6 protein-coding genes, 1 pseudogene and 2 riboswitches are annotated in these 12,442 nt (G+C 76.2%); of the genes and pseudogenes, 4 read left to right on the top strand and 3 right to left on the bottom strand.

Annotated features, from left to right (window positions below; translation table 11 throughout):
* Positions 1-6: 6 nt before the first annotated feature.
* A riboswitch (cobalamin riboswitch) is annotated at positions 7-144 on the top strand.
* 34 nt (positions 145-178) lie between these two features.
* The 4 genes and pseudogenes from cobN to ACQPYD_RS29370 all read left to right on the top strand — a co-directional run bounded on the left by cobN (position 179) and on the right by ACQPYD_RS29370 (position 6,932).
* A complete protein-coding gene (gene cobN, locus ACQPYD_RS29385) occupies positions 179-3,769 on the top strand; it encodes a cobaltochelatase subunit CobN (RefSeq protein WP_433698617.1) in 3,591 nt (1,196 codons plus the stop codon).
* Entirely contained in the window at positions 3,766-4,491 is a 726-nt protein-coding gene (gene cobF, locus ACQPYD_RS29380; RefSeq protein ID WP_433698616.1) for a precorrin-6A synthase (deacetylating), read from the top strand. The genes cobN and cobF overlap by 4 nt, the downstream gene beginning before the upstream one ends.
* Positions 4,488-5,849 (top strand): annotated as a pseudogene (locus ACQPYD_RS29375) (cobyric acid synthase); the annotation flags it as partial. The gene cobF and the pseudogene ACQPYD_RS29375, both read left to right, overlap by 4 nt.
* A 330-nt stretch (positions 5,850-6,179) precedes the next feature.
* A complete protein-coding gene (locus ACQPYD_RS29370) occupies positions 6,180-6,932 on the top strand; it encodes a cobalt-precorrin-6A reductase (protein WP_433702168.1) in 753 nt (250 codons plus the stop codon).
* A 154-nt stretch (positions 6,933-7,086) separates the two neighbouring features.
* Here the strand turns inward: ACQPYD_RS29370 and ACQPYD_RS29365 are convergent, their stop codons facing one another.
* From ACQPYD_RS29365 to ACQPYD_RS29355, 3 genes are all read right to left on the bottom strand, one after another.
* Positions 7,087-9,477, bottom strand: a complete 2,391-nt coding sequence (locus ACQPYD_RS29365) for a cobyrinate a,c-diamide synthase (protein WP_433702167.1) — start codon at positions 9,475-9,477, stop codon at positions 7,087-7,089.
* Positions 9,478-9,554: 77 nt separating this feature from the next.
* Positions 9,555-10,169, bottom strand: a complete 615-nt coding sequence (gene cobO, locus ACQPYD_RS29360; RefSeq protein ID WP_344180440.1) for a cob(I)yrinic acid a,c-diamide adenosyltransferase — start codon at positions 10,167-10,169, stop codon at positions 9,555-9,557.
* A complete protein-coding gene (locus ACQPYD_RS29355; protein WP_433698615.1) occupies positions 10,169-12,277 on the bottom strand; it encodes a VWA domain-containing protein in 2,109 nt (702 codons plus the stop codon). The genes cobO and ACQPYD_RS29355 overlap by 1 nt, the downstream gene beginning before the upstream one ends.
* Before the next feature lie 27 nt (positions 12,278-12,304).
* Positions 12,305-12,441: riboswitch (cobalamin riboswitch) on the bottom strand.
* Between the last annotated feature and the right edge of the window lies 1 nt (position 12,442).

The raw sequence follows: 12,442 nt of genomic DNA, 5'->3' as shown, positions 1-12,442 counted from the left end.
CCGGGACCGGAGGAGGGGCTCCCGGCTACAGTGTGAATCCTTTGCCCGTGGTACAGGAACCCGGTGAGATTCCGGGGCGGTTCCGCCACTGTGACACCCCGACGAGGGGTGCAGCCAGACACTGGCCCGGGCAGTCCGACCGCCGACGGGGCGAGAACCCCGAGGGAGGAGCCCGGCCATGACGGTCCGGATCGCTCTGCTGTCCACGTCCGACACCGACCTGCTGTCCGCGCGGGCCAGCGGCGCCGCCTACCTGTGGGCCAACCCGTCCCGCGCCTCCGACGCCGAACTCACCGGCGCCGTCGAGCGCGCCGACCTCGTGGTGGTGCGCCTGCTGGGCTCCTCGCACGACCTGTGGCCCGGTCTGGCCGCCGTCCGCGAGCGGGGCACGCCCCTGGTGGTCCTCAGCGGCGAGCAGCAGCCCAGCGCCGAGCTCATGGAGCACTCCACCGTGCCCATCGGGGTGGCGACCGAGGCCCACCGCTACCTCGCCGAGGGCGGTCCGGCCAACCTCGGCCGCCTGCACGCCTTCCTGTCGGACACCGTGCTGCTGACCGGGGAGGGGTTCGAGCCTCCGTCGGCGCTCCCGCCGTGGGGCTTCGCCGAGCGCGAGCGGCCGCACGGCCAGGGGCTCCCCGAGGTGGGCATCCTCTACTACCGGGCCCACGAGGCGGGCGGCAACACGGCGTTCGCGCACGCCCTGGCCGACGCCGTCGACGCGACCGGCCGGGCCGTGGGCGTCCCCGTCTTCGCCGGGTCGCTGCGCTCGGCCCCCGACGACCTCTACGAGGCGCTCGGCCGCTTCGACGCCCTGGTGGTCACGGTCCTCGCGGCGGGCGGCAGCGTGCCCGCGTCCGCGAGCGCGGGCGGCGACGACGAGGCCTGGGACGTGGAGCGCATGGCCGCCTTGGACGTCCCCGTCCTCCAGGGCCTGTGCCTGACCAGTTCGCGCGCGGACTGGGAGGCTTCCGACGACGGGGTCACCCCGCTCGACTCGGCCACCCAGATCGCCATCCCCGAGTTCGACGGCCGCATCATCACGGTGCCGTTCTCCTTCAAGGAGATCGACAGCGACGGGCTGCCCCGCTACGTCGCCGACCCCGAGCGCTGCACGCGGCTGGCCGGGACCGCCGTCGCCCACGCCCGGCTCCGGCACGTGCCGCCCGCCGAGAAGCGGATCGCCGTGGTCCTGTCCGCCTATCCCACCAAGCACGCGCGCATCGGCAACGCCGTCGGGCTCGACACCCCCCGCTCCCTGGTGCGCCTGCTGCGCCGCCTGCGCCGGGAGGGCTACGACCTGGGCGCGCCCGACGCCCTCCCCGGCCTGGACCTGCCCGACGAGACGGAGGCGGGCGACGCCCTGATCCACGCCCTGATCGCGGCGGGCGGCCAGGACGAGGACTGGCTGACCTCCGTCCAGCTCACCGAGGCCCACGTGCGCATCACCCCCGAGCAGTACGCCGACTGGACCCGGGACCTGGACCCGGCGCTGAAGGAGGCGATGGCCGAGGCGTGGGGCGCCGCACCCGGCAAGCTGTACGTGAACGAACAGGGCGAACTCGTGCTGGCCGCCCTGCGGGCGGGCAACGTCGTCGTGCTGGTCCAGCCCCCGCGTGGTTTCGGCGAGAACCCGATCGCGATCTACCACGACCCCGACCTGGCCCCCAGCCACCACTACCTGGCGGCCTACCGCTGGCTGGAGCACGGGTTCGGCGCGCACGCCGTCGTGCACCTGGGCAAGCACGGCTCCCTGGAGTGGCTGCCCGGGAAGAACGCCGCGCTCTCCGCCGGCTGCGCGACCGACGCGGCCCTGGGCGACCTCCCGCTGGTCTACCCGTTCCTGGTGAACGACCCGGGGGAGGGGGCCCAGGCCAAGCGCCGGGCCCACGCCACGGTCGTCGACCACCTCATCCCCCCGATGGCCCGGGCGGAGAGCTACGGCGACATCGCACGCCTGGAGCAGCTCCTGGACGAGCACGCCAACATCGCGGCGATGGACCCGGCCAAGCTGCCCGCGGTCCGCGGCGAGATCTGGGCCCTGATGCGCGCCGCCGAGATGCACCGCGACCTCGGTCTGGACGAGCGGCCCGACGACGAGGAGTTCGACGACTTCCTGCTGCACGTCGACGGCTGGCTGTGCGAGATCAAGGACACCCAGATCCGCGACGGCCTGCACGTGCTGGGGGCGGCGCCGGAGGGCGCGGCCCGGGTGAACCTGGTCCTGTCCGTGCTGCGCGCCGCCCAGGTCTGGGGAGGCGTGGGCGGCGCGGTGCCCGGCCTGCGGGCCGCCCTCGGCCTCAAGGAGGACGCGCCCACCCAGGAGGTCGACGCGGTGGAGGCGCTGGCCCGCGGCCTCGTCGAGCGCATGGAGGCCGCCGGGTGGGACCCGGCGGCCGCGCGGGACCTGCACGACGACCCCGGGGTGCGCCGCGTCCTGGAGTTCGCCGCCGAGCAGGTGGTCCCCCGGCTGGCCCGCACCACCGACGAGATCGACCACGTCCTGCACGCCCTGAACGGCGGTTTCGTTCCGGCGGGCCCGTCCGGCTCCCCGCTGCGCGGACTGGTCAACGTGCTGCCGACCGGCCGCAACTTCTACACGGTCGACCCGCGCGCGGTCCCCTCCCGGCTCGCCTGGCAGACCGGCCAGGCCATGGCCGAGTCCCTGCTGCGCCGCCACCTGGACGAGACCGGCGCCTACCCGGAGTCGGTCGGCCTGTCGGTGTGGGGCACCTCCGCGATGCGCACCTCCGGCGACGACATCGCCGAGGTCCTGGCCCTGCTCGGGGTCCGGCCCGAGTGGGACGAGGCCTCCCGCCGGGTCGGCCGGCTCCACGTGGTGCCGCTGGAGGAGCTGGGGCGTCCGCGCATCGACGTCACCGTGCGCATCTCCGGCTTCTTCCGCGACGCCTTCCCGCACGTGGTCGCCATGCTGGACGACGCGGTCGGCCTCGTCGCCGGGCTCGACGAGCCGGACGAGCAGAACCACGTGCGCGCCCACACGAACGCCGACCTGGCCGAGCACGGCGACCGGCGCCGCGCCACCACCCGGATCTTCGGCTCCGCCCCCGGCTCCTACGGCGCGGGCATCCTCCAGGTCGTGGAGTCCGGCAACTGGCGCGACGACCGCGACCTCGCCGAGGTCTACACGGCCTGGGGCGGTTTCGCGTACGGCCGCGACCTCGCCGGTGTGCCCGCGGCCGACGACATGCGGACCAACTACCGCCGGATCAAGGTCGCCGCGAAGAACATCGACAGCGCCGAGCACGACATCGCCGACTCCGACGACTACTTCCAGTACCACGGCGGCATGATCGCCACCGTGCGCGCCCTCAGCGGGGCCGACCCCAAGGCCTACGTCGGCGACTCCACCTCGCCCGACGCGGTGCGCACACGCCCCCTGGCGGACGAGACCGCCCGGGTGTTCCGCGCCCGGGTGGTCAACCCCCGCTGGATCGCGGCCATGCGGCGGCACGGCTACAAGGGCGCCTTCGAGCTGGCCGCGACCGTCGACTACCTGTTCGGCTTCGACGCCACGGCCGGGGTCGTGCACGACTGGATGTACGAGAAGCTCGCCGCCGAGTACGTCCTGGACGCCGAGACCCAGGAGTTCCTGCGCCGCTCCAACCCCTGGGCGCTGCACGGCATCGTCGAGCGCCTGCACGAGGCCGCGCGGCGCGGGCTGTGGGCGGAGCCGGACCCGGCCACCCTGGAGGCCCTCACCGAGGTCTACCTGGAGGTCGAGGGCGACCTGGAGGAGCGGTCCGAGTGAGGGTGCGGATCCTGGGGATCGGCATGGGCCCCCAGCACGTCACCGGCGAGGTCGCCGAGGCCCTGCGGGGCTGCGACTACGCGGTGGCCGTCGACAAGGGGGCGGACGACGGGCTGCTGGCCCTGCGCCGGGCCGTCTGCGACGCCTTCGGCGTCCCGCTGGCCACCGTGCCCGACCCCGAGCGCGACCGCGACGACCCCGCCGACTACCCGGCGGCGGTCGCCGACTGGCACGAGGCCCGCGTGGCCGCCTTCGAGCGGGTGCTCGGCGAGCGCGGCGGCACCGCGGCCTTCCTGGTCTGGGGCGACCCCTCCCTGTACGACTCCACCCTGCGCATCGTGCGGCGGATCGCCGAGCGCGGGCACGTGGAGGCGGACTACGACGTGCTCCCCGGGATCAGCGCGCCCCAGGTCCTGGCCGCCCGGCACCGGATCGTGCTGCACGGGGTCGGCCGCCCGGTGCACGTGACCCCGGCGCGGCGGCTGCGCGAGGCCGTCGACGCGGGGCAGGACAACATCGTGGTCGTGCTCGGCGGACGGCACGGGTTCGAGGGGCTGGAGGACTGGTCCCTCTGGTGGGGGGCCAACCTGGGCGCCGACTCCGAGGAACTGGTCGCCGGACGGGTGGGCGAGGTGCTGCCCGAGATCGCTGCGGCCCGCCGGAGGGCCAGGGAGAGGGCCGGCTGGATGATGGACACCGCGCTGCTGAGGAGGCCGGAGTGACAGGGCTCCTGGTCGCCGGGACCACCTCCGACGCGGGCAAGAGCGTGGTCACCACCGCCCTGTGCCGGGCCTTCGCCCGCCGGGGCGTGCGGGTGGCGCCGTACAAGGCGCAGAACATGTCCAACAACTCGATGGTCTGCCACGGCCCGGACGGGCGCCCGGCGGAGATCGGCCGCGCCCAGTGGGTGCAGGCGCTGGCAGCCCGCGCCCTCCCCGAGCCCGCGATGAACCCGGTGCTGCTCAAACCCGGCAGCGACCGGCGCAGCCACGCCGTGCTGCTCGGCCACCCCGCCGGGGAGGTGTCCTCCTCCGACTGGGAGGCGGGGCGGCGCCACCTGGCCGAGGCCGCGCACGCCGCCTTCGACGACCTGTCCGCACGCTACGACGTCGTCGTCGCCGAGGGCGCGGGCAGCCCCGCCGAGATCAACCTGCGCGCGGGCGACTACGTGAACATGGGCCTGGCCCGCCACGCGGGGATGCCCGTGGTCGTGGTCGGCGACATCGACCGGGGCGGGGTGTTCGCCGCGATGTACGGGACGGTGGCGCTGCTGGAGCCCGAGGACCAGGCCCTGATCGCCGGTTTCGCCGTCAACAAGTTCCGTGGCGACCACGCCCTGCTCCGGCCGGGGCTGGACGACCTCGAACGGATCACCGGCCGCCGGATGTTCGGGACCCTGCCGTGGGACCCGGGGCTGTGGCTGGACTCCGAGGACGCCCTCGACCTGGAGGGGCGGCGGGCCGCGGGGGAGGCGGCGCTGCGGGTGGCGGTGGTGCGCCTGCCCCGGATCAGCAACTTCACCGACGTGGACGCGCTCGGCCTGGAACCCGGGCTCGACGTGGTCTTCGCCTCCGGTCCGCGCGACATCGCCGACGCCGACCTCGTGGTGCTGCCGGGCACCCGTTCCACCCTCGCCGACCTGGCCTGGCTGCGCTCGCGCGGACTGGACACGGCGATCACCGGACACGTCCGCCGCGGACGTCCGCTGCTCGGCGTCTGCGGCGGCTTCCAGATGCTCGGGCACACCGTCACCGACCCCGAGGGGGTCGAGGCCGCGCCGGGGGCGTCCGCCGAGGGGCTGGGCCTCCTCGACGTGCGCACCGACTTCACCGCCGACAAGGTCCTCCGCCTGCCGGAGGGGGAGGCCCTGGGCGCGCCCGCGAGCGGTTACGAGATCCACCACGGCCGGATCACGGTGGGCGGGGGCGCGGAGGAGTTCCTGGGCGGGGCGCGTGCGGGCAACGTCTTCGGGACCATGTGGCACGGCAGCCTGGAGGGCGACGCCTTCCGGGCGGCCTTCCTCGCCCGGACACTGGAGTACGGGCCGTCCGGGACGGACTTCCCCGCGGCGCGCGAGCGGCGCATGGACCTGCTCGCCGACCTGGCGGAGCGGTACCTGGACGTCGACGCCCTGCTCGGGCTGGCCCTCGACGGGGCTCCCGCCGGACTCCCCGTGCTCGGTCCGGGAGCCGCCCTCCCGTCACCCTCCACCACCCTCAACGGTTGGCCTGCGGCCGCGGTCCCTCCCTCTTCGTCACCCTCCACCACCCTCAACGGTTGGCCTGCGGCCGCGGTCCCTCCCTCTTCGTCACCCTCCACCACCCTCAACGGTTGGCCTGCGGCCGCGGTCCCTCCCTCTTCGTCACCCTCCACCACCCTCAACGGACGCCTTCGGCGCAGCCCTTCTCCTCTGAGGCTCCTGCTCCTGGGGGGTACGTCCGAGGCCCGTGAGCTGGCCGCCCTGCTGGTCGGGGCGGGCGTGGACGTGACCACGTCGCTGGCCGGCCGGGTGGCCCGGCCGCGCCTGCCGGTGGGCAAGGTGCGGATCGGCGGGTTCGGCGGAGTGCCGGGGCTGCGCGCCGCCCTGGCCGACTACGACGCGGTCGTGGACGCCACCCACCCCTTCGCGCTCGGCATGACCGCCAACGCGGCCGCCGCCTGTACGGACCTGCCGCTGCTGCGGTTGGAGCGGCCGGGATGGGAGCCCGACCCGGCCTGGCACCACGCCGACACCCACGAGGAGGCGGCCGAGCTGGCGGCCGGGCTCGGCGGGCGGCCGTTCGTGACGGTCGGCCGCCAGGAGCTGGCCCGCCTCGTGCCCGCCCTGGGCGGGCACGAGGTCCTGGCCCGGGTGGTGGACGTGCCCGGACTCGAACTCCCCGCCGCCTGGCGGCTGGTGACCAGCCGGGGGCCGTACCGCCTCGACGGTGAGCTGGAGCTGATGGCCGGGCACCGGGCGGACGTGCTCGTCACGAAGGACTCCGGGGGAACCTACACCTGGCCGAAGATGGAGGCCGCCGCCCGGCTCGGCGTCCCGGTCGTGGTGGTGCGGCGCCCGCCCGGCCCCCGGGGCGTGCCCACCGTCCACGGCGTGGCGGACGCCTTCGACTGGGTGACGGGCCTGGGAGGGGCCCCGCGGGAAGCCCGCCGCAGGACCCCCTGAGGCCGGTGCGTGCCCGGGCCCCGGCGGGGCGGACACGGGCGGTCCCCCTCCCCCGGCGTGACGGCGGGCGTCCGCGCCCCGCGCCCCGTGCGTCGGGGACGCCGGCGCGCGTGCTGCCGACCGCGGAGGAGCGGGCGCTCGGGCGGGCCCTCCGCTACCCCGCCGACAGGGCGGCGAGCAGCTTCCGCGCGGTCTCGGGCGGGCGCACGGCCACGCGCACCCAGTCGGGGCCCAGCCCGGGGAAGGTGTCGGCGCGGCGTACGGCGATGCCCTGGCCGCGCAGCCGCGCGTGGACCCCCTCGCCCGCCTTCACCAGCACGAAAGGCGCCCGGGAGGGCACGAACCCGATCCCCGCTCCGCGCAGCCCCGCCTCCAGGCCGGTGCGCCACGCACCGAACTCCGACGCGCGGCGCTCCGCCTCCGAGCCCGCCTCCTCGCCCGTGCAGGCGACGGTGGCGGCGATCGCGGGCGCCGACACCGACCAGGGCGTCTGCGCCCGGGCCAGACCGCGCACGACGGCCTCGTCGCCGACCGCGTACCCGGCGCGGATACCGGGGACCGACCAGTGTTTGGTGAGACTGCGCAGCACCACCAGGCCGCCGATCCGCTCACCGGCCAAGGACTCCGGCTCCCCGGGCAGGGCGTCCATGAACGCCTCGTCCACCACGACCAGCCGACCGGGCCGGCACAGCCCGCGCAGCGCCCCGGCCGGGTGCAGGACACCGGTGGGGTTGGTGGGGTTGCCGACCACCACCAGGTCCGCGTCCTCGGGGACGGCGGCGGGATCGAGGGCGAAACCCCGGCCCTCCGGGCAGAGCACGGCGGTGACGGTGTGCCCGGCCTGCTCCAGGGCGGCGTGCGGCTCGGTGAACTGGGGGTGCACGACGACGGGACGACGCCACGGCCGCAGGCGCGCGACCAGGGTGAACGCCTCGGCTGCGCCCGCCGTCGGCAGGACCTCGGCGGGCCGCCGCGCGTGCCGGCGCGCGACGGCCTCGCGGGCGGGCGCGGGGTCGGGGTAGACGTCCGCGTGGTCCAGGCTCTCGCGCAGGGCCCGGTCGAGCCAGGCGGGCCGTTCCCCCGGATAGACGTTGACGGCGAAGTCGAGCATGCCGCCGCGCGCCTCCACGTCGCCGTGGTGGCGCAGCGGATCCGCCACCGGTCCGGCGCCGGGGACTGCCGCCGTCCGGGCGGCGGGGGAGGGCACGGCGGGCGCCGGAGCCGGTGCCGGAGCTCCGTGCACGGCCCCGGCGAACCTCGCGGCGAGCTGCGGGTGTCCGGCCCAGTGCACGTGCAGGTAGGAGGCGTGCAGGGTCGGGGAGGCGAAGCCCTCCGGCGTGCCGTCGACCTCCCAGGCCGGACGGCCCCCGTGCCCGGGTGTGAGCGCCGTGCGGTGGAACTCGTGGCCGGTGACCCGCTCCCCGGCCCGGGTCAGCAGCGTGTCCCCCGGCGAGACCGCCTCGGGGTAGCGCAGGGTGAGCCGCTCCGTCATGCGGGCGACGGCCGGGACGGCCCCCGCCATGGTGTGGCCGTCGAGCGCGTCGGCGAGGTAGAGCAGCCCCGCGCACTCGGCGACCGTCGGGACCCCGCCGCGGACCGCCTCGCGCAGCTCGGACAGCAGGCCCCGGTTCGCGGCCAGTTCCCCCGCGTACACCTCCGGGAAGCCGCCGCCCAGGTAGAGGCCCCGGGTACCGGCCGGCAGGCCGGTGTCCTCCAGGGGGTCGAACGCGACGACCTCGCACCCGGCGGCGGTGAGCAGCTCCTCGGTCTCGGTGTAGCGGAAGGTGAAGGTCCGGCCCCCGGCCACGGCGACCACCGGGCGCGGACCCGCGCCCGGGGCCGCCACCTCCGCGGCCGGGTCCCAGGGGCCGGCGTCCAGCGCGGGCGCGGAGCGGGCCGCCTCCAGCAGGGCGTCCAGGTCGACATGGCCCGCGATGTGCTCGCCGAGCCGCGCGACCGCCCGCGCCGAGTCCTCCCGCTCCGACGCCGGGACGAGCCCGAGGTGGCGGGACGGACTGGCGATCCGCTCGTCGCGGGGGACCACGCCGAGGACCGGCAGGCGGACCGAGCGGGTGATCTCGGCGACGTTGCGCGCCGAACCGGCCTTGTTGAGGAGCACGCCGACGACCTCGACCGCGGGGTCGTAGGCGGCCATGCCCGCCACCAGCGCGCCCACCGACCGGGACATGCGGGACACGTCCACGACCAGGACCACGGGCGTGCGGGTCAGGGCCGCGACGTGCGCGGAGGAGGCGAAGCCGTCGGCGCCGATCCGCCCGTCGTGCAGCCCCATCACCCCTTCGACGACGGCCGCGTCCGCGCCCCGGGCCCCGTGCAGGAGCAGCGGCGCCACCCGCTCCTCCCCGACCAGGTGGGGGTCGAGGTTGCGGCCGGGGCGGCCGGTGGCCAGGGCGTGGTACCCGGGGTCGATGTAGTCCGGGCCGACCTTGTGGCCGCTGACGGCGAGCCCGGCGTCGCGGAGCGCGGCCATCAGCCCGGCGGCGACCGTGGTCTTGCCCTGCCCGGTCATGGGCGCGGCGACCATCAGCCTCGGCAGGGCCGTCGGCCGTGCCGGGGGCGCCGGCCGGGGCGGCCCCGTCGGCTCCGGGGCCGCCGGGGTCCTCACCACTCGATCCCCCGCTGGCCCTTGCGGCCCGCGTCCATCGGGTGCTTGACCTTGGTCATCTCGGTGACCAGGTCCGCCGCCTCCAGGAGTTCGGGGGCGGCGCGGCGGCCCGTGACGATCACGTGCTGGCGGCCCGGACGGTCGCGCAGGGCGGTCACGACGTCCCCGACGTCGACCCACCCCCAGTGGATCGGGTAGGTGAACTCGTCGAGGATGAGCAGGTCGTGCGTCTGCTCGGCGAGCCTGCGCTTGATCTCCGCCCATCCCTCGGCCGCGTCCGCCGCGTGGTCCTCGTCACTTCCCCGGCGGCGGCTCCAGGACCAGCCCGAGCCCATCTTGTGCCACTCCACGGGGCCGCCCTCGCCGGTCTCCTCGTGCAGCCTCCCCAGGCGTTCGAGCACGGTCTGCTCGCCGATGCGCCACTTCGCCGACTTCACGAACTGGAACACCCCGATCCGCCAGCCCTGGTTCCAGCCGCGCAGCGCGAGCCCGAACGCGGCGGTCGACTTGCCCTTGCCGTCCCCGGTGTGGACGGCGAGCACGGGCTGGTTGCGGCGCTGCCGGGTGGTGAGCCCGTCGTCCGGGACGACGGACGGTCTGCCCTGGGGCATCAGGCGGCCCTCTCTCTCACGGCGTTTCCCAGAGCGTCGGCGCTGACCTCGTCGACGGGCAGGTGTTCGGCGCCCATGCGGGCGGCGAGGGCGGCGGCCAGGCCCAGGCGCAGCGGGCCGGACTCGCCGTCCACGACGACGGTGGCCACACCCAGGCCGGCGACGTGGTCGGCGGCCGCCAGCGACCGGCCGACCGCCCCCCGGCCGCCGGTGGCCCGGCCGTCGGTCACGAGGACGAGCAGGGGACGCTGCCTCGGGTCGCGCAGGCGCTCGCGCCGCAGGACCCGGGCGGCCTCCAGCAGGCCCTCGGCGAGCGGGGTGCGCCCACCGGCGGGCAGTGCCTCCAGACGGGCGGCGGCGGTGTCCACCGAACGGGTCGGGGGCAGCACCAGGTCGGCCGCCGTCCCCCGGAAGGTCACGAGCCCGACCTTGTCGCGGCGCCGGTAGGCGTCCAACAGCAGGGACAGGATGGCGGTCTTGACCTCGCCCATGCGCTTGCGCGCCGCCATGGAGCCGGAGGCGTCGACGCAGAACAGCACCAGGTTGCTCTCCTGGCCCTCGCGCACCGCGACGCGCAGGTCGCCGGGGAGCAGGCCGATCCGGCCGCCGCCGTGCGGGCGGGAGGCCGCCGCCCTGACGGTCTCGACCAGGTGGAGCGGGCCGCCGGAACCCCCGCCGGGCGGTGCGGCCCCGATCCGGCGGCCCCGGGCGCCGAGGGCGCGGCTGCGCCGGCCGTCGGCTCCGGTCCCCGTGCCCCGCGCGGTGAACGCCCGGGGGCGGTAGGGGGCGCCCGCCCCGACCGTGGTGCCGGCCGCGGGCCCGGGTCCGTCCCGCTCGGCGTCCCCGGGCTCCCGGGGTGCTTCCGCCTCCTGGGCGTTCTCCGGCCCCCGGGGCGGGACGGGGGACCGGTCCGGTTCGCCGGCGCCGGCCTCCGGGGGCCGGGAGGGCCCCCCGTCCGGGCTGTCGGGAGCGCCGTCCCCGCCGTCCCCGTCGTCCCCGACGGGGGAAGCGGGGTCGTCGGAGCCGGCGGGGTCGTCGGGGCCGCCCGGCGGCTCGGGGCCGTCCGGCGGCGGCTCCTCGTCCCCCAGGACGCGGTCGAGGAGCTCCTCGTCGAGCCCCGGCGCGTCGAAGGGGTTGCGCCGGCGCCGGTGCGGCAGGGCCAGCAGGGCCGCGCGGCGGATGTCGGCCAGGGAGACCGAGGTCCGGCCCTCCCAGGCGGCGTGCGCCAGGGCCGTGCGCGCGGTCACGATGTCGGCGCGCAGGCCGTCGACCTCGAACGCCGCGCACACCTGCGCGATCTTCAGCAGCGCTGCGTCGGACAGCCGGGCGTGCCGGGCCGTCTCCCGGGCCGCCGCGATGCGCTCGGCGAGGGCCTTCTCGGCCCGGTCGTAGCGTTCGGAGAAGGCGGCGGCGTCGGCGTCGTAGGCCATGCGCCTGCGGACCACCTCCACGCGTGCGGCGGGCTCGGAGGGCGCGGCGACCTCGACGGTCAGCCCGAACCGGTCCAGGAGCTGCGGGCGCAGCTCGCCCTCCTCGGGGTTCATCGTCCCGATGAGGAGGAAGCGCGCGGCGTGCTCCACGGAGAACCCGTCGCGCTCCACGGTCACCCGGCCGGTCGCGGCGGCGTCCAGGAGGAGGTCGACCAGGTGGTCGTGGAGCAGGTTGACCTCGTCCACGTAGAGGAGGCCGCGGTGGCCGCGCGCCAGCAGTCCGGGTTCGTAGGCGACCCGGCCGTGCGTGAGCGCCTGTTCCAGGTGCAGCGAGCCCAGGACGCGGTCCTCGGTGGCGCCCACCGGCAGTTCGACCAGGCGCACCGGGCGGCGCTCCACGGCCGTGCCGGGAGGGAAGGGGCCGTCCGGCGACTCCTGCGCGGGGTCGGCGGGGTCGACGGAGAAGCGGTCGCCCCGGTAGACCTCGACCGGGGGCAGGAGGGGGGCCAGGGCCCGCACCGCGGTGGACTTGGCGGTGCCCTTCTGGCCGCGGACCAGGACACCGCCGATCTCGGGGGAGACGCTGGCCAGGACCAGGGCCAGGCCCAGGTCGTCGAGCGGTTCGGCGTCGCAGCCGACGATCGCCGAGAAGGGATAGTGGGACGTCCGCAATGGCATGTGAGGCTCCCGCTCGTTTCGCCATCGGTCATGGGCGGGTGCGGGGCCGGTCTTCGGACTCACCGAGTCCTCCTGTACGGAGGCTCGGCTCACCGCAGCGGGCCTGTGCCGGATTCTCACCGGGCTTCCCAGATTCTCCCCGGACGCCGTCCCCACCGTTTCCGA

The sequence above is a fragment of the Nocardiopsis sp. CA-288880 genome (assembly GCF_050955985.1).
GTDB classification, from domain to species: Bacteria; Actinomycetota; Actinomycetes; order Streptosporangiales; family Streptosporangiaceae; genus Nocardiopsis; species Nocardiopsis tropica.
Note: the sequence above shows the minus strand (reverse complement) of the source record. Positions and strands in the feature narration are given on the sequence as shown.